Annotated in this window: 14 protein-coding genes and 1 tRNA gene; 10 read left to right on the plus strand and 5 right to left on the minus strand. The window is 67.7% G+C overall.

Going from position 1 to position 17,123, the window contains the following annotated elements; translation table 11 throughout:
- Nucleotides 1-107: 107 nt before the first annotated feature.
- A complete protein-coding gene (locus RU01_RS16945) occupies nucleotides 108-1,445 on the plus strand; it encodes a cytochrome P450 (RefSeq protein WP_042575753.1) in 1,338 nt (445 codons plus the stop codon).
- Here RU01_RS16945 and RU01_RS16950 read toward each other — a convergent pair.
- Entirely contained in the window at nucleotides 1,442-3,736 is a 2,295-nt protein-coding gene (locus RU01_RS16950; RefSeq protein ID WP_042575754.1) for a DEAD/DEAH box helicase, read from the minus strand. The genes RU01_RS16945 and RU01_RS16950 overlap by 4 nt on opposite strands.
- A gap of 313 nt (nucleotides 3,737-4,049) precedes the next feature.
- Between RU01_RS16950 and RU01_RS16955 the strand changes: the two genes are divergently transcribed.
- The 7 genes from RU01_RS16955 (at nucleotide 4,050) to RU01_RS16985 (ending at nucleotide 11,153) form a co-directional block, all read left to right on the plus strand.
- Nucleotides 4,050-4,253: a cold-shock protein gene (locus tag RU01_RS16955; protein WP_005248460.1), complete on the plus strand. Its 204-nt coding sequence runs from the start codon at nucleotides 4,050-4,052 to the stop codon at nucleotides 4,251-4,253.
- Nucleotides 4,254-4,382: 129 nt separating this feature from the next.
- A complete protein-coding gene (locus RU01_RS16960) occupies nucleotides 4,383-4,970 on the plus strand; it encodes a hypothetical protein (protein WP_042575755.1) in 588 nt (195 codons plus the stop codon).
- A gap of 144 nt (nucleotides 4,971-5,114) precedes the next feature.
- The gene (gene topA / locus RU01_RS16965; RefSeq protein ID WP_042575756.1) at nucleotides 5,115-8,063 is read left to right on the plus strand and encodes a type I DNA topoisomerase; all 2,949 of its coding nucleotides are present in this window, start codon (nucleotides 5,115-5,117) and stop codon (nucleotides 8,061-8,063) included.
- Between the two features lie 62 nt (nucleotides 8,064-8,125).
- A complete protein-coding gene (locus RU01_RS16970; RefSeq protein ID WP_042575757.1) occupies nucleotides 8,126-8,677 on the plus strand; it encodes a mycothiol transferase in 552 nt (183 codons plus the stop codon).
- Between the two features lie 189 nt (nucleotides 8,678-8,866).
- Entirely contained in the window at nucleotides 8,867-9,820 is a 954-nt protein-coding gene (locus RU01_RS16975) for a DUF808 domain-containing protein (protein ID WP_042575758.1), read from the plus strand.
- Nucleotides 9,821-9,830: 10 nt separating this feature from the next.
- On the plus strand, nucleotides 9,831-11,018 hold the full coding sequence (locus RU01_RS16980) for a DNA polymerase III subunit delta' (RefSeq protein WP_042575759.1): 1,188 nt from the start codon (nucleotides 9,831-9,833) through the stop codon (nucleotides 11,016-11,018).
- A 62-nt stretch (nucleotides 11,019-11,080) separates the two neighbouring features.
- Nucleotides 11,081-11,153, plus strand: a tRNA-Thr gene (locus tag RU01_RS16985).
- A gap of 147 nt (nucleotides 11,154-11,300) precedes the next feature.
- Here RU01_RS16985 and RU01_RS16990 read toward each other — a convergent pair.
- The 3 genes from RU01_RS16990 to RU01_RS17000 are packed head-to-tail and all read right to left on the minus strand — an operon-like array spanning nucleotide 11,301 to nucleotide 14,885.
- The gene (locus RU01_RS16990; RefSeq protein ID WP_042575760.1) at nucleotides 11,301-12,623 is read right to left on the minus strand and encodes an FAD-binding protein; all 1,323 of its coding nucleotides are present in this window, start codon (nucleotides 12,621-12,623) and stop codon (nucleotides 11,301-11,303) included.
- Between the two features lie 37 nt (nucleotides 12,624-12,660).
- Nucleotides 12,661-13,659 (minus strand): phosphotransferase family protein, encoded by a 999-nt coding sequence (locus RU01_RS16995; RefSeq protein ID WP_042575805.1) that lies wholly within the window; start codon nucleotides 13,657-13,659, stop codon nucleotides 12,661-12,663.
- A 17-nt stretch (nucleotides 13,660-13,676) separates the two neighbouring features.
- Nucleotides 13,677-14,885 (minus strand): acyl-CoA dehydrogenase family protein, encoded by a 1,209-nt coding sequence (locus RU01_RS17000; RefSeq protein WP_042575761.1) that lies wholly within the window; start codon nucleotides 14,883-14,885, stop codon nucleotides 13,677-13,679.
- A gap of 68 nt (nucleotides 14,886-14,953) precedes the next feature.
- On the opposite strand from RU01_RS17000, the gene RU01_RS17005 reads away from it, so the two are divergent.
- Complete coding sequence (locus tag RU01_RS17005; RefSeq protein ID WP_082043192.1) at nucleotides 14,954-15,298, plus strand: helix-turn-helix domain-containing protein; 345 nt, start codon at nucleotides 14,954-14,956, stop codon at nucleotides 15,296-15,298.
- Entirely contained in the window at nucleotides 15,295-16,329 is a 1,035-nt protein-coding gene (locus RU01_RS17010; RefSeq protein WP_052493333.1) for an MDR family NADP-dependent oxidoreductase, read from the plus strand. The genes RU01_RS17005 and RU01_RS17010 overlap by 4 nt, the downstream gene beginning before the upstream one ends.
- Before the next feature lie 24 nt (nucleotides 16,330-16,353).
- On the opposite strand, the gene RU01_RS17015 is transcribed toward RU01_RS17010, so the two are convergent.
- Nucleotides 16,354-17,067: an alpha/beta fold hydrolase gene (locus RU01_RS17015; RefSeq protein ID WP_042575762.1), complete on the minus strand. Its 714-nt coding sequence runs from the start codon at nucleotides 17,065-17,067 to the stop codon at nucleotides 16,354-16,356.
- Between the last annotated feature and the right edge of the window lie 56 nt (nucleotides 17,068-17,123).

Raw genomic sequence — 17,123 nt, forward strand, 5'->3', positions numbered from 1 at the left:
ACACGACGGTAGACACCGCGAGCGGGAACGGAGCATCATGAGATCAGTCACACGTGTGACACGGGGTTACGCGCATCGTTGGATGCACTTGTATCGGGGGGTTGGGCATGTCGAGAGTGGACACCGTCAAGGACGAGGCACGGTCGAGGATGCGGTGGCTCGCTGTCCACGGAGTCGTACGGTTCTTCGCCAAGCGCGGAATCAAGATCGGCGACCCTCAAGCCAAGCTCATCGCCGACCCCGTCACGCGGGCCAACCCCGGTCCCCTCTACGACGAGATCCGCAAGACGGGGAAGCTCGTCGAGGGACGCGTCTCCTACCTCACCGTCGACCACGCCCTGATCTTCGATCTGCTGCGGTCGGACGACTACCGCACCGTGGTCGTCGGCGGGAATCTGCCGAAGCCGCTGCGAGCGATCGAGCGTCGTACCAGGACCGGCGCCCTGCACCCGCTGGCACCGCCGTCACTGCTGTCGGTCGAGCCGCCGTCCCACACGCGCTACCGCAAGCTGGTGTCGTCGGTGTTCACGGCACGCGCGGTGAACGGGATGCGCGACAACGTCCAGAAGGTCGCGGACGCTCTGCTCGACGAGTTGGTTGCCACCGGCGGCGGGACGGTCGACATCGTGTCGTCGTACTGCGCCAAGCTGCCGGTCGCCGTCATCGGTGACATTCTCGGCGTGCCGGAGAGCGACCGCGGCAGGGTGTTGGAGTTCGGTGAACTCGCGGCGCCCAGCTTGGACGTCGGACTCACGTGGTCACAGTTCCGCGAGGTCGAGCAGGGGCTGCAAGGATTCGACGAGTGGCTGGCCACTCACATCGCCGGGTTGCGGGAGAATCCCGGTGACGACTTGATGAGTCAGCTCATCGCCGCGTCCGAGGACGGCGTCCACCTGAACGACAGGGAGTTGCGGGCCACCGCCGGACTGGTGCTCGCCGCCGGATTCGAGACCACCGTCAACTTGCTGGGCAGCGGCATCAACCTGCTGATGAACAACCCGGATCAGCTCACCCGCTTGCAGGAGGACCCATCGCTGTGGGGCACGGCCGTCGACGAGATGCTGCGGCTCGAATCGCCCGTCCAGATGACCGCCCGGGTCGCCAAGGGGCCGATGTCCGTGGAGGGCATGGACCTCGAGGCGGGGGACCTGGTGGTCTGCGTCCTGGCCGCCGGCAACCGCGACCCGCAGGTGTTCGACGATCCCGACACCTTCGACGTGGGCCGCGCCAATGCGAACAAGCATCTGTCGTTCTCGGGCGGACGTCACTACTGCCTCGGAGCGGCGTTGGCCCGCGCCGAGAGCGAGGTCGGATTGCGCACATTGTTCGATCGTTTCCCGCACCTCGCATCCGCCGGTACCGGAGTCAAGCGCGATACCCGTGTGCTGCACGGCTTCCGGAGCCTGCCGGTCGCGCTGGGTGAACCGGCGACCGTGCCGGCCTAACCGTCCAGACACGCGAGGACGGCGTCGAGCACACGCACGGCGCCGTCCTTGTCCAGCGGGTCGTTCCCGTTGCCGCACTTGGGCGACTGCACGCACGACGGGCACCCCACGGCGCACTCGCATGACGCGATCGCCTCCCGTGTCGCCGACAGCCACGTCCCGATGACGGCGTGTCCGCGATCGGCGAAACCCGCACCGCCGTCGTACCCGTCGTAGACGAAGACCGTCGGTAAGCCGGTGTCGGCATGAAGCGCGGTGGACACCCCACCGATGTCCCATCGATCGCACGTCGCCACCAGGGGCAGTAGTCCGATGGCCGCGTGCTCGGCCGCGTGCAGCGAGCCGGGAACACGCTCCGCCGTGACTCCCGCGGCTTCCAGCAATTCCGGAGTGATCGTGTACATCACTGCGCGCGTGTGCAATTCCTGCATCGGCATGTCGAGTTCGACCGAGTCGAGTACCTCGCCCGACGGCAGTCGGCGGAGGTACCCCACCACCTGATGGCTGACCTGGACCTGCACCAGGGCGACGTCCACCTCGCCGTACCGCCGATGCTCGTGAGTGTCCTCGATGACGATGTCGGTGACCTCGCGCGCCGACGTCGTCCACTCCGGCTCCTCCGGATGCACGACCGCCAGGCCGTCCTCGAAGTCCAGGGTGTCGACGACGAACGATTCGCCCTGGTGAATGTGCACCGCGCCCGGGTGCGTGCTGGACGGCGCTCGTCCGGCGTCCACGGTGCCCAACATCCGACCGGTCGACCCGTCGACGATGGCGATCTGCGATCCGATACCGCCCCGAATGTCCACGGCGGCATGGGGTGCCGCGTCGGCCGTGATGTACCACCCGTGCGGCCGACGCCGGAGCAGGCCCCGCTCCGTCAGCGTCTGCGCCACTTCTGCAGCGCCGAGTTCGTCGACCTCGTCGTCCGTCAGCGGAAGTTCCATGGCCGCGCAGAGCAATTGGGGGCCCAGCACGTAGGGGTTGGTGGGATCGGTGACCGTCGCCTCGATGGGCTTGTCCAGCAGGGCCGCGGGATGGTGGACCAGGTAGGTGTCCAGGGGATCGTCGCGGCCGACGAGGATGACCAGCGAGCCCTGACCCCGGCGACCCGATCGGCCCGCCTGCTGCCAGAACGATGCGACCGTTCCGGGAAATCCCGCGACGACGACCGCGTCCAGGCCGGCGATGTCGACGCCGAGTTCCAGTGCGTTGGTCGTGGCGACACCCAGCAGGGTGCCGTCGGACAGTGACCGCTCGAGAACCCGGCGGTCCTCGGCGAGGTAGCCGGCGCGATACGCGGCGATGCGTTGCGGCAGAGACGGATCGACCTCCGCCAGGAGTCGCGAAGCTCCCAGTGCGGTCAGTTCGGCGCCGCGTCGCGACCGTACGAACGTCAGCGTGCGCGCCCCCTCGACCACCAGGTCCGCCATGATGCGCGCTGCTTCGGAACCTGCCGACCGACGGATCGGGGCGCCGTTCTCGCCGGTGATGTCGAGAAGCGGTGGCTCCCACAGCGCGACCGTGCGAGGCCCGTGCGGGGACCCGTCCTCCGTGATCTCCTCGCACGGCGCACCGACCAGCCTGCCGGCGGCAGCCCCGGGATTCGACGCGGTGGCGCTGGCGAGGACGAAGACGGGACGGGCGCCGTACCGCGCGGCGATCCGTCGGAGCCGGCGCAGGATCAGTGCCACGTTGGACCCGAACACACCGCGGTACGAATGACATTCGTCCACCACGACGTACGCCAGGTTGCGGAAGAAGTGCGCCCAGCGCTGATGTCCCTTCAGCAGGGAGATGTGCAACATGTCGGGGTTGGTGAAGATCCATCGGGAGTTCTGGCGCGCCCACTGACGTACTTCGAGCGGCGTGTCACCGTCGTAGTCGCTCGGTGAGATGTCGGGGAATCCTCGGGACGCGAGCGTGTCCGTCATATCCATCGCCGCTCGAAGCTGGTCTGCCCCCAGCGCCTTGGTGGGAGCGAGGTACAGCGCGGTGGCGCGCGGTTCGATGGACAGCGTGTTCAGGATCGGCATCCGGTACGCGAGGGATTTGCCCGACGCAGTGCCCGTCGACACGACGACGTTGCGGCCCGCGTGAGCGAGCGACGCCGCGTCCGCCTGGTGCGTCCACGGCTGCGGAATCCCGCAGTCCTGGAAGATCTCGACGACGGCAGGCTCGAGCCACTGTGGCCAAGGGGCGAAGCGAGACTCGCGCCCGGGCAGCTCTGCAGCATGGGTCAGCGGGGACTCTCCGGACGGGGTCCCCGCCAGTGCGCGTCCGAGCAGCATGCCCCCGAAGGAAGCGGCAGGTGCATCGGTCGTCGTACTCACAGTTCTCATCCTCGTTTCGTGCCCGAAACACATGGTAGGACGGGTGTCCGACAGGCATCCCGCGATCTTTACGAAGTTGTTGTCCTGCGGACTGTCGTGATGCCGTCGGACGTGGTTGACTTGCTCTCGGTCGCAGCTTCTGTGTTCGTTTTCACGCTCGCAGGATCTAATTGTTGCGAGCGTGGTGTGAGAACACTGCGGTCGGAACCGGCCCGATGGACTGTAAGTGCTGTTCATCGAATCCGGTGTTCAAGAAGAAGGATAGACAAGCATGGCACAGGGCACTGTGAAGTGGTTCAACGCCGAAAAGGGCTTCGGCTTCATCGCACCCGAGGACGGCTCCGCTGACGTCTTCGTTCACTACTCCGAGATCCAGGGCAGCGGCTTCCGCACCCTCGAGGAGAACCAGCGCGTGGAGTTCGAGGTCGGCCAGGGCACCAAGGGCCCCCAGGCCACGGGCGTCCGCGCAGTCTGATCCTCGATCGGACTTCTCTCTACTGATTCGTCCCCTGTCACCTCCGCGGTGGCAGGGGACGTCTCGTTTCCGTGACGCTCCGACGCAGACACCGCGCTCGCGGCCCTTCCGTGACCTAGTGTCGCGACTGTGAGCCAGTTGTCCTTCTTCTCCGCGGAGTCGACGCCCCCCGAGGCGTCCGACTTGGCCGGACTTCTGGCCGCGCAGGGGCAGGCCGTGATCTCGGCGGCCGGCGCACGCATCTCGGTGGTCGTGGACGCTCAGTGGCGCGCCCATGCCGTCGCCGACGTCATCGAGGCCTCCGGATTCGACGCCGAGATCACGCGGACGGACGAGGGCCGTCCGCTGGTACGCACCGAACCTGTGCCGGACTTGAAGTCGGTCGCCTCGGACTGGGTCCGCGGCGCCGTCAAGGCAGTGCCGTCGGGCTGGGTTCCCGCGCCTCGGGCGCTGCGCGCGTGGGTCGTGGCCTCCGGACGTCAGGAAGCCGACGGCACTCGCTTCATCCTCGGGCTGGACCCGCACGCCCCGGACACGCATCCGGTGCTCGCCCAATCACTGATGCGGGCCGGCATCGCCCCGACGATCGTGGGGGCACACAGTTCTTCCCCCGCGCTCAGAATCACCGGTCGGCGTCGGCTCGGGAGGCTGATCGAGAACATCGGAGAGGCCCCCGCAGGTGCACTCGCGGCAGCCGGATGGCCCGTCCTCGTGTGACCGTTTCGCCGGGTCTTCGCGCTCGGCGTCGCGTGTGAGTTGCACGTGTGTGTCACTCTGTAGTGTGTCGATCTCGAACGGCTCGGGGTATCGACGCAGGTGAACGGGTCTGGATAGAACCAGGCCAGGAAGGTTCGGCACCAGGTGGCAGCAGGAGACAACACGACGGCCTCGTCGTCCGGCGCGTCCGGAATTCGTCGTCTCGTGATCGTCGAGTCACCCACCAAGGCCAAGAAGATTGCGCCTTACCTGGGTAAGAACTACGTGGTCGAGGCCTCGGTCGGGCACATCCGGGACCTCCCGCGCGGTGCCGCCGACGTGCCCGCCAAGTACAAGGGTGAGCCCTGGGCTCGCCTCGGCGTGGACGTCGATCACGACTTCGAGGCCCTCTATGTCGTCAGCCCCGAGAAGAAGGGCAAGGTCGCCGAGCTCAAGAGTCTGCTGAAGGACGCCGACGAGCTGTACCTCGCGACCGACCCCGACCGCGAGGGTGAAGCCATCGCCTGGCACCTCCTCGAGACGCTCAAGCCCAAGATCCCTGTTCGACGGATGGTCTTCCACGAGATCACCGAACCCGCCATCCTCGCCGCAGCCGCCGACACGCGCGAACTGGACACCGACCTGGTCGATGCCCAGGAGACGCGCCGCATCCTCGACCGCCTGTACGGCTACGAGGTCTCGCCCGTGCTGTGGAAGAAGGTCATGCCGAAGCTGTCGGCGGGCCGCGTGCAGTCGGTGGCGACCCGCGTCATCGTGCAGCGCGAACGCGAGCGCATGGCGTTCCGCTCCGCCGAGTACTGGGACATCTCCGCGCAGCTCGACGCCGGCGCGGACGCATCGCCCCGTGCCTTCGGTGCCCGGCTGGTCAACGTCGACGGTGCCCGGGTGGCGTCGGGACGTGATTTCGGTGCCGACGGGAAGCTGAAGTCCGAGGGCGTCACCGTCCTCGACGAGCCGCGCGCGCGTCGCCTGTCGGAGGCGCTGGACGGGGTGGATCTCACCGTCGCGTCGGCCGAATCCAAGCCGTACACGCGTCGCCCCTACCCGCCGTTCATGACCTCGACGCTGCAGCAGGAGGCCGGGCGCAAGCTCCGTATGTCCTCCGAGCGCACCATGCGCATCGCGCAGCGGCTGTACGAGAACGGCTACATCACCTACATGCGTACCGACTCGACGAACCTGTCGGCGTCGGCAATCGATGCGGCCCGTCGTCAGGCCACCGAGCTGTACGGGCCGGAGTACGTGCACGACACCCCGCGGCAGTACACCCGCAAGGTCAAGAACGCCCAGGAGGCGCACGAGGCCATCCGCCCCGCGGGTGATTCCTTCGCGACGCCGGGCCAGCTGCACAGCTCGCTCGACACCGACGAGTTCCGGCTGTACGAGCTGATCTGGCAGCGCACCGTCGCCTCCCAGATGGCCGATGCCCGCGGAACGACTCTGTCGCTTCGCATTTCGGGGACCGCAGGTACCGGCGAGGAATGCACCTTCGCCGCGTCCGGCCGCACCATCACCTTCGCCGGTTTCCTCAAGGCCTACGTCGAGAGTGTCGACGACCAGGCCGGCGGCCAGTCCGACGACGCGGAATCGCGTCTACCTGTGCTCGAGAAGGGCCAGGCCGTCACGGCCACCGGCCTCGACCCGGACGGTCACTCGACCAACCCGCCCGCACGGTTCACCGAAGCGTCGTTGATCAAGACGCTCGAGGAGCTGGGAATCGGCCGCCCGTCGACGTACTCGTCGATCATCAAGACCATTCTCGACCGCGGGTACGTCTACAAGCGCGGCAGTGCTCTGGTGCCGTCGTGGGTGGCGTTCTCGGTCATCGCGCTGCTCGAGGCGCACTTCGGTCGACTCGTCGACTTCGACTTCACCGCAGGCATGGAGGACGACCTCGACGCCATCGCCGGTGGACGCGAACGACGCGGAGACTGGTTGTCGGCCTTCTACTTCGGCGGTGAGAACGGCACCGAGGGATCGGTCGCACGGTCCGGCGGACTGAAGAAGATGGTCGGCCAGAACCTCGAGGACATCGACGCGCGCGTCATCAACTCGATCCACCTGTTCGACGACTCCGAAGGTCGCGACGTGCACGTCCGCGTCGGTCGTTACGGTCCGTACCTCGAACGCATGGTGCAGAACCCGGACGATCCCGACGGCGATCCGATCTCGCAGCGCGCGAACCTGCCCGACGACCTCCCGCCGGACGAGCTCACGCTCGAATTCGCCGAGAAGCTGTTCGCGACACCGCAGGAGGGTCGCAAGCTGGGCGAGGATCCGTTGACGGGTCACGACATCGTCGCCAAGGAAGGGCGATTCGGTCCGTACGTCACCGAGATCATTCCCGAGGAGCCCGAGCCCACCCCGGACATCGTTCCGGTGGAACAGCATTCGTCGGACGGTGGCGGTGGCACCGCCGTCGCCACGAAGGCGGCGAAGAAGGCCCCCGCGAAGAAGGCTGCGAAGAAGTCGACGGCACCCAAGCCGCGGACGGGTTCGCTCCTGAAGTCGATGGACCTCGCGACGGTCACCCTCGAAGACGCGCTGAAGCTGTTGTCCCTTCCCCGCGTCGTCGGCGAAGATCCGGAGAGCAAGGAAGAGATCACCGCGCAGAACGGCCGCTACGGCCCGTACCTGAAGAAGGGCACGGACTCCCGCTCGCTGGCGACGGAGGACCAGATCTTCACGGTCACTCTCGAGGAAGCGCTGAAGATCTACTCCGAGCCCAAGCGTCGCGGACGTCAGGGTGCGGCGACGCCGCCACTGCGTGAGCTCGGCGTGGACACGGTCAGTGGTCAGCCGATGGTGATCAAGGACGGCCGTTTCGGACCGTACGTCACCGACGGTGAAGCCAACGCCAGCCTGCGCAAGGGCGACGAGGTGGGCACGATCACCGACGAGCGCGCCATGGAGCTGCTCGCCGACCGTCGTGCACGTGGTCCGGTGAAGAAGAAGGCCACCAAGAAGGCGCCGGCCAAGAAGGCACCCGCGAAGAAGGCTGCGGCGAAGAAGACGGCCGCCAAGAAGGCCCCGGCTAAGAAGGCGGCCGCCAAGAAGACCGCTGCGAAGAAAGCGCCGCCCGCCGAGTCCTGAGGACAGTAGTTGTCCGCGTGTGCGCCTAGCGTTCTCCTCACACACGAGGAGAGGGGCACATCATGGCGGGGACGTACACATCTTCCGGGCCGTCGGTCGACGTCGCGGGGGAGAAGCTCGATCTGGTCACCATCCTGGCTGACCAGCGCGGGATGCTCGCGATCACGGCACGCGGAATCACCGACGAGCAGGCGCGGCAGAGGACGACGGTCAGCGAGTTCACACTCGGCGCGATCATCAAGCACGTGGCCACGGTGATCCGCGACAACGTCGCGATGCTCGAGGCGCGCGACGAGAACTCGACGATGGACATGTCGCGGCTCGGTGAGGCTCTGGCCTTCGGTCCGGACGACTCCGTCGAGCACTGGCTGAGCGAACTCGACTCCGCCGGCGTCGCGCTGGAGCAGTACATCGCCTCGATCGGCAGCCTCGACGAGCTGATCCCGCAGCCCACCGCACCGTGGGCACCCGAGCGGATCTGGTGGCCCGCACGACGGATCTTGCTGCACCTGCTCCGGGAGATCGCGCACCACAGCGGGCACGCCGACATCATCCGCGAGGCACTCGACGGGCAGACCACGATGGGCGTGATCAGTGAGGGCATGAGCTTCTGAGGTTCCTGTAGCGCGAGGAGTGCGGGCTGCGAGGGGTGTTCACACAGGTTGCTGCAACCGGACACGGCTTGCTGCAGGTTGCAGGGGGTGTGCAGCTAGCGGAGCGTGTGTGCGCACGGATGCGCGGTTGGGGAGTGCCCGGCGGCGGTACTCTCACAGTCACCACTGACCTACGTTTCAGGAGTTCTCATGGCCGGCGGACTTGTTGCCCTGCTCGACGACGTCGCGGCGCTCGCTCGACTCGCCGCCGCGTCCATCGACGACGTCGGCGCTGCCACCGGCAAGGCGACAGCGAAGGCTGCGGGAGTGGTCATCGACGACACTGCCGTCACTCCGCAGTACGTGCGGGGTCTGGCGGCGGAGCGCGAACTGCCCATCGTTCGGCGCATCGCCATCGGTTCTCTCCGCAACAAGCTCATCATCATCTTGCCTATCGCGCTTCTGCTGAGCCAGTTCCTGCCGTGGTTGTTGACGCCGATCCTCATGGTCGGCGGCGCATACCTGAGTTACGAAGCGGTGCACAAGATCTGGGGCGCGGTCTCCGGGCACGGCGCTCATGACCACGACGAGGACGGACCTCGCGACGAGGACACCGTCGTCGCCGGTGCCGTCCGGACAGACCTGATCCTGTCGGCGGAGATCATGGTCATCGCGCTGGACACCATCGCCGCGGAGGGTTTCTGGAGCCGCCTGATCATCCTGGCTGTCGTTGCCGTGGTGATCACTGTGCTCGTCTACGGCGTGGTCGGGCTGATCGTGAAGATGGACGACATCGGTCTCCGCTTGGCCGACACGTCGTCGGGCGTCGCGCAGACGATCGGGCGCGGTCTGGTGAAGGGCATGCCGAAGGTCATGTCCGTGCTGTCCGTGGTGGGCACCGCCGCGATGCTGTGGGTCGGCGGGCACATTCTGCTGAACGGTATCGACGAGTTGGGATTCCACCCGATCTACGAGTTCGTCCACCATATGGAGGACGCGGTCCACGACGTCGCCGGCATCGGTGGAGTGCTCGCCTGGATCGTCAACACGTTGGCGTCCGCGGTGATCGGGTTCGTGGTCGGATCGATCGTCGTCGCGGTGATGACGGGTGTGTCCAAGGTGCTGGCCTCTCGCCGAGGCAAGGCTGTCGCACAGGACCACTAGGCTCGCTTCCATGGCGGGCGTGTTCGAACGGTTGGTGGGGCAGCACGAGGTCGTGGCGGAACTCTCCGACGCCGCAGCTGCTGCTCGCGAGGGGGACATCGGCTCCCGCATGACTCACTCGTGGCTGTTCACCGGGCCTCCCGGATCAGGCCGCTCCATCGCAGCCGTGTGTTTCGCCGCCGCTCTGCAGTGCACCGACCCGGACGTCATCGGATGCGGCCACTGCCACGCGTGCACCACCACGATGCACGGCACGCACGGAGACGTGCGGCGCATCGTCCCGCAAGGCCTGAGCATCTCGGTCAAGGAGATGCGTGAGGTCGTGCAGATGGCGGCACGTCGTCCCACGACCGGTAAGTGGCAGATCGTCGTCATCGAGGACGCCGACCGTCTGGGTGAGCGCGCCTACAACGCGTTGTTGAAAGCGGTCGAGGAACCACCTGCACGCACCATCTTCCTGCTGTGCGCGCCGTCGGTGGATCCCGAGGACATCGCCGTGACCATCCGGTCGCGGTGTCGGCACGTGGCGTTGGTGACACCCAAGCCCGCGGACATCGCCCGTGTGCTGCAGGAGAACGACGGACTCGACGAGAAGACCGCTCTGTGGGCGGCGTCCGTCGGCGGTGGACATGTCGGCCGGGCACGACGTTTGGCGACGGATCCGGATGCCCGTGATCGCCGCCAACGCGCCCTGGGGATCGCCAAGGCCGCCTTGCGTCCCGCAACGCAGTATGCGGTGGTCGAAGAATTGGTGAAGGCCGCGGAGGCCGACTCGTTGCAGATCAACGCCGAGAGGGACGAGCGGGAGACGGACGAGCTCCGGACCTCGCTCGGCGCCGGCGGCACCGGAAAGGGTGCGGCAGGCGCACTCCGTGGATCCGCCGGAGTATTGAAGGAGCTCGAGCAGCGCCAGAAGTCCCGTCGCACCCGCACGGGACGCGACTCGCTCGATCGTGCGCTGATCGACCTCGCCGGTCTCTACCGCGATGCGCTTGCACAGTCCTACGGCGCTGTATCGACGATGACCCACCCCGACATGGAGGACCAGGCCCGCGGCCTCGCCTCCGTCGCATCACCGGAGTCCTTGCTGCAGTGCATCGAGGCGATCCTGGTGTGCCGGGAGGCGCTGTCGATGAACGTGAAGCCGAAGTTCGCGGTCGACGCGATGGTCGCCACCCTCGGCGCGGCCGCCCGCTGACCCCCGTTTTGGGATCGAGCGGGGGGACCGGTTAAACTTGTGAAGGTTCCTTCGGGAGCCGCGCCGCCTTAGCTCAGTCGGTAGAGCATTTCACTCGTAATGAAAAGGTCAAGAGTTCGATTCTCTTAGGCGGCTCCGAGAAGTATCTGATCAGCGGTTATGCGATTCGCATGGCCGCTTTTTCGGTTCTTACGTGCTGGCAGCGTGCAGTGCGGTTCGTAGCGAGTAGCCCAATTCCGTCGGGTCGAGGGCCCCGAGGGGGTGAGCGAACGAGGCAGAGACTCAGCCGGCAGTCTCCGCGGCGACGAGTCCGAGCACCAGAGCGGCCGCCAGACCGCCTGCGTACGCCCGGTTCCACAGGCCGCCCGTGTCGGAACCAGCTGCCAGCAGGCCCGGAATCGGCTCGCCTTCCGGTGTCAGAACACGGGCGTCGCCGTCGACTCTGATGCCGTGAAACGGGAAGGTGACGGCCGGGACGGCTTCGATGACGTAGTACGGGGGTTCGCTCAGCGCGCCCGCATCCAGCGCTCGTCCCGGTGTCGGTCCCTCCGCCGACGTGGTGGACTCGTTGAACTCGGCGATCGCGGCCGCGATGGCGGCTCCGTCGTATCCCCAGTCCTCCGGCAGGTATTCGAGTTCCTCCAGCGTGTCCGCTCGTCCGACCCGACCGCCGCGCTTGCTCGCCAGTGCGAACTTGTCGACGGCCACGGCGCCCTCGACGTACGACGCCAGGACCCAGTCCCGGTGGACGCGAGCGTCCGCCACGAGGAGGCCGCGTGCCTCTCGCCGGTCGAGCAGAGCCATCGTCGTGAGGTGATCACCGAGTGTCTCGTCGACGAAGCGCGTCCCGTCGAGATCGAACAGGAGCGCGTGTTCGCTGTAGTACAGCGACATGTCGACGAAATCGGACGGGTCCGTCAGGGTCACCCCGCTGGGAATCAGGTGCCCGTAGAAGCCGGCGTTCGTCGTGCCGGCGGCAGCGCCGACACTCTCGGCGAGTGTCAGGCCCACGCCCGCGCTGTGGGGGTTCGAGCGCAGTTGCATGCGCCCTGCGTTCGGATGAACGTGCTTCTCGAGCAGCGCTGCGGACCCTTGGAAACCGCCGGTGGCTAGTACGGTGTGCGCCGCCCGCACTTTCCGTAGCTCCGCTGCGCCGGTGCGGATCATCGCACCGGTGACGACGCCGTTCTCGAACGACAGGTTCTCGGTGCACGTGTTCAGCAGGACCGATCCGCCGGACTCGAGGACGATCCGCCTGCACAGATCGACGTACTGGTTGGTGTCGAACTTGTGTCCTCGCCCGAAGGACAGGATTCGCTGCGCATCGCCCACCTCCACGCCGGTGTCACGCAACCACTGCACGCCGTCCTGGAACCGGTCCACCAGCAGTCGTCTCAGGGCGGGGTCGCCGTGCGGGTTCTGTGCGTTCATGACGGTGTGATCCGGTGCCGTCCACACGTATCCGGCATAGCGCGCGGATCCGCCGACATCATCGCCGACCTCCACCACGACGACGGATCTGCCTGCGGACGCGGCGCGGGCTCCGGCGGTCAGACCGGCCATCCCACCGCCGATCACCAGTACGTCGCACTCGATGTCGTTCATTGCTGTCGGCCTCTCGATCAGAAGTGGTGTGTGCGGGTCACCGTGAGAACGCACTCAGCCCGGCTGCGGCGAATTCGGCCGTGGCGTGGGCGGCTGCCGCGGCGGTGCCGTCCGTGTCGTCGGAGGTGGCGGCGCGGTGTGCGATGCCTTCGGCGATGACGGCGATCTTGAAGTCGGCGAGGGCGCGGTAGAAGCTCCAGTGGGCGAGGTCGCGTCCGGATGCGACGGCGTAGTGCTGGGCGAGGTCGTCGGCGTCGGGATAGCGAGGGGAGGTCCAGGCGGCGTCGACGCCGAGGACGGTGTCGAACATGGGTTGGCGGTAGGCGCACATGAGGGCGATGTCGGTGAGGGGGTCACCGAGGGTGGACATCTCCCAGTCGACGAGTGCGGCAACGGTTCCGGGTTCGCCGTGGGTGAGGATGGTGTTGTCGACGCGGTAGTCGCCGTGCACGATGGCGGCGGCGCAGTGGGCGGGGACGGCGTCGGTGAGGGCCTGGTGCAGTCGGTCGATGTCGTTCAGGTCGCGGGTCTTGACGCGGTGCCATTGCCGTCCCCAGGTGGCGACCTGGCGGGCGGTGAATCCGTCGGGCCGACCGAAGTCCGCGAGTCCGACCTCGTGGTGGTCGACGGCGTGCAGCGCGGCGAGGACACGGACGAGTTCGCTGGTGTTCGCGGCGATGTCGTCGTCGGTGAGGGCGTCGAGGTCGGTGCGGGTGCGCACGACCTGTCCGGGGACGAACTCGACGACGGTCATCGGCGCTCCGAGGGTGGCGCCGTCGGCGTCGAAGGCGACGGCCGTGGCGACGGGGACGTCGGTGCCGGCCAGGGCGCGGGTGACGGTCCACTCGCGGGCCATGTCGTGGGCGGAGGGGGTCAGTCCGCTGACCGGGGGGCGCCGCACGATCCAGGATGTGGTGTCGTCGTGGGCGCGGTAGGTGAGGTTGGACCGGCCTCCTGCGATGCGATCGACGCACAGTTTTCCGGTGATGTCGATGCCGGTGTCGCGCAGGAACGTCTCGAGTGCGGCGACGTTCATGCCGGGGAGGGTGGTGGTCACGGCTGCGCCTTCGCGGCGCGGCGGGCGGCGCCGACGGCGCGTTTGGCGATGGCCCACCGGTGCACTTCGGAGGGGCCGTCGTAGACGCGGAAGGGGCGGACCTCGCGGGAGAGTCGGGCGAGGGGCAGGTCGTCGGAGACACCGAGTCCGCCGCACATCTGCACGCCGCGGTCGACGATGCGGAAGATGGCTTCGGCGGCGAAGGTCTTGGCGATGGAGGTCTCGTTGCTCGCGGGGTCGCCGAGGTCGAGTGCGTGGCAGGCGGCGACGAGCAGGGCTCGGGTGGCGGCGATGTCGATCTCGTTGTCGGCGATCATCTTCTGCACCATGCCGAGGTCGCCGAGGCGGCTGCCGAAGCCCTCGCGGTGGGCGACGTGGGTGACGGCGACGTCGTGTCCGCGTCGGGCGGCGCCGAGCCATCGCATGACGTGGGTCATGCGGGCGGGTCCGAGGCGGACCTGGGCGTAGGTGAATCCTTCGTCGACGGCGCCGAGGACGTTGTCCTCGGGCACGACGACGCGGTCGAAGGTGACTTCGCAGTGCCCGCCGATCATGGCGCGGTCGAGGGTGCTGATGTGGCGGCCGACGGTGATGCCGGCGGTGTCGGCGGGGACGAGGAACATCGTGGCGCCGCCGCGGTCGCCGGGGGTGCCGGAGGTGCGGGCCATGACGATGAAGAATCCGGCGCCGTCCGCGCCGGTGATGAACCATTTGTGGCCGTCGATGCGCCAGCCGCCGTCGGTGCGGGTGGCGGTGGTGGTGAGGGCGGAGGGGTCCGAGCCGGCGCCGGGGGCGGGTTCGGTCATCGCGAATGCGGACCGCACGTCGCCGCGGGCGAGGGGGGCGAGGAACTGTTCCTTCTGGGCGGGGGAGGCGACGTGGGCGAGCAGGTGGACGTTGCCTTCGTCGGGGGCGCCGATGTTCGTCGCGATCGGTCCGAAGAGGGAGTAGCCGGCTTCTTCGAACACGGGGGCGCGGTCGCTCATGGACAGTCCGCCGCCGCCGTACTCGCGGGGCGCGTGGGGAGCGAAGACTGCTGCGTCCTTGGCTGCGGCCTGTAGTTCCCGGCGTAGGTCGTCGCCGCCCGCGGCGGTCACGTCACCGAGGAACTTGTCCTCGATGGGCAGGACGTGCTCGCGGGTGAACGTGCGGGTGCGCTCGATCCACTCGCGGACGACGGGGTCGTAGGTCAGATCGATCGCCATGGTGGTTCCCTTCGGGTCGACGATCAGGTTAACATGAACTGACTTCAGTTAGAGGAAAAGGGGTTTCGATGGTGTGTGGTGACCGAACGGCCGTCCACGACGCGCGGCCGGTATCTCGACGGGTGCTCGACGAGTTCGCATCCTGTGGCCGCGGACCCCTGCCGAGCACCACCGCGGTGGCCCGCGCTCTCCACATCAGCGAGCCGCACCTACGGCGCCTGCTCGCCGGTGAGTCGACCACTCTGGGTGCTCTGCGTGCTCGACACGACGCCGCCCGCGCGGTGGAGGCGCTTCGGCGCGGCGAGGCCCTGGACATCGTGTCGGCCCGATTGGGCTACTCGGAGCCACGGGCGTTCCGGCGTGCCTTCCGGCGGTGGACCGGGGTGACCCCGAGCGCGGTCGGTGCGGCATGACCGGGGTGACCTCGACCCGTCACGTCGTGTTGCGTTCGTGGCCGAACGGCGCACTGACGAGTGGTGACCTCGAGGTGGTGGAGGCGCCGTTGCCCGAGCTCCGTTCCGGCGACGTGCTCGTCCGCAACACGTGGCTCTCGATCGATCCGTCGATCCGCATCCGGCTGTCGAGGCAGACGCCGGGAGGCTATCTACCGCCCTTCGCGCCGGGGCAGGCACTGGAAGGTCTCGCTCTCGGCGTCGTCGAACGATCGGAAAGCTCCGCTTTCGCTGTCGGTGACATCGTCACTCACACACTGGGTTTCCGCGAGCACGCCCTCATCTCGGCCGACACCGCGACGATCGGCGGCTACGGGTCGCCCACCGTCGTCCGTCCGGGCGGTCTGCCCGAACAGTGGTTCCTCGGGCCCCTGGGCAGTTCCGGTCTCACCGCGTACGCGGGGATGATCGGCATCCTCGATGTGGGGCCCGCGGACACGGTGTGGGTGTCGTCCGCTGCCGGTGCGGTCGGTGGGCTCGCGGCGGGACTCGCGGTGGCACGAGGGGCCACCGTCATCGGATCGGCAGGCTCCGCGGCCAAGGTGGCCCATCTGCGAGCGTCCGGCCTGGCGGACGCCTTCGATCATCACGAATCTCTGCCCGCGGCGGTGGCCGCCGCGGCGCCGGACGGCATCGACGCGTACTTCGACTGTGTCGGCGGTGATCACCTGACTGCAGCGATCGACGCACTCCGACCGAACGGACGTATCGCGATGTGCGGCCAGATGTCCCAGTACGACGCGGCCGACCCGCCGAGTCTTCCCGGCAACCTGTTCCAGTTCGTGTCGAAGAATCTGTCGATGCGGGGGTACCGGGCCGGATCGTTCCTGCACCTCGAAGCCGACATGCGCGCGGAGATCACCTCCCTCATCGACGCGGGCCGTCTCGGGTACGACGAATGGGTATTCGACGGGCTCGATTCGGCCCCGGCCGCACTGGTCTCGATGCTGGCAGGGGAGAACATCGGTAAGACGCTCGTCCGACTGGGATGACCTCGCGGGCGTCACCGTCGGAACTCAGTCGGCGGAGAGGGATTCGAGCAGCGTTGCGAGGCGGTCGGGGGCGCTGATCATCGGCATGTGTCCGGAGTCCATGTGCACGACGTGCCCCGACCCGGCTCCGGCGCGGACCAGTGCGGACGAGGCTTCCTGCAGTTCCGGCGGGTAGCACGTGTCCCTCGCCGTCCGGATGTAGGTGCGGGGGACGTCGACCTGGAGGCCGGAGAGATCGACGGTCTCGGTGAGCAGCGCGCCGGAGTCGTCGACGAGCTGCTCGAGAGTCCACGCGGTCTGCTCGTCGTCCATGTCGTTGCACAACATGGCCTGTGCCCCCTCGGGGCCCTGGACGTATCTGCCGTCCACGATGGACGCCTTCACGATGTCGCGAACCGCAGGATCGATCCCGTCGATCACCGCCGTTCCGTCCGGCGGGACTACCGCGGCCAGGAAGACCACGTGCCGGACACGGTCCTGCAGCCTGTCGAGAACGCGCGGGACCGACACTCCGGCGAACGAGTGGGCCACCAGCACGATGTCGGTGACATCCTCACGCTCCACGTCCGCGACGATTGCGTCGGCGCAGTCCTCCAGGGTGACGGTGCGCAGGTCGATGTCTGCGCGTTTACCGCGGCCGGGAAGGTCGACCGCGACCACGCGACCGGTCAACCGCGGTACGAGGCGGTCCCAACACGACGCGCCCATTCCGGCACCGTGCACGAGTACGAACGACATGATGTGTCTCCATTTCTTTCGTGATGTGCCGCTGGTGTGGTTCAGCGGCATCGGAG

The organism is Rhodococcus sp. MEB064, assembly GCF_000834565.1.
Classification (GTDB): domain Bacteria; phylum Actinomycetota; class Actinomycetes; order Mycobacteriales; family Mycobacteriaceae; genus Rhodococcoides.

Bases quoted from the DNA above. Each gene is read 5' to 3' on its own strand.
- RU01_RS16990 (WP_042575760.1), bottom strand. From the start codon at position 12,623: ATGAACGACATCGAGTGCGACGTACTGGTGATCGGCGGTGGGATGGCC.
- RU01_RS16955 (WP_005248460.1), top strand. From the start codon at position 4,050: ATGGCACAGGGCACTGTGAAGTGGTTCAACGCCGAAAAGGGCTTCGGC.
- RU01_RS16975 (WP_042575758.1), top strand. From the start codon at position 8,867: ATGGCCGGCGGACTTGTTGCCCTGCTCGACGACGTCGCGGCGCTCGCT.
- RU01_RS17015 (WP_042575762.1), bottom strand. From the start codon at position 17,067: ATGTCGTTCGTACTCGTGCACGGTGCCGGAATGGGCGCGTCGTGTTGG.
- RU01_RS16945 (WP_042575753.1), top strand. From the start codon at position 108: ATGTCGAGAGTGGACACCGTCAAGGACGAGGCACGGTCGAGGATGCGG.
- RU01_RS16970 (WP_042575757.1), top strand. From the start codon at position 8,126: ATGGCGGGGACGTACACATCTTCCGGGCCGTCGGTCGACGTCGCGGGG.
- RU01_RS16995 (WP_042575805.1), bottom strand. From the start codon at position 13,659: ATGAACGTCGCCGCACTCGAGACGTTCCTGCGCGACACCGGCATCGAC.
- RU01_RS17000 (WP_042575761.1), bottom strand. From the start codon at position 14,885: ATGGCGATCGATCTGACCTACGACCCCGTCGTCCGCGAGTGGATCGAG.
- RU01_RS17010 (WP_052493333.1), top strand. From the start codon at position 15,295: ATGACCGGGGTGACCTCGACCCGTCACGTCGTGTTGCGTTCGTGGCCG.
- RU01_RS16980 (WP_042575759.1), top strand. From the start codon at position 9,831: ATGGCGGGCGTGTTCGAACGGTTGGTGGGGCAGCACGAGGTCGTGGCG.
- RU01_RS17005 (WP_082043192.1), top strand. From the start codon at position 14,954: ATGGTGTGTGGTGACCGAACGGCCGTCCACGACGCGCGGCCGGTATCT.
- RU01_RS16950 (WP_042575754.1), bottom strand. From the start codon at position 3,736: ATGCTGCTCGGACGCGCACTGGCGGGGACCCCGTCCGGAGAGTCCCCG.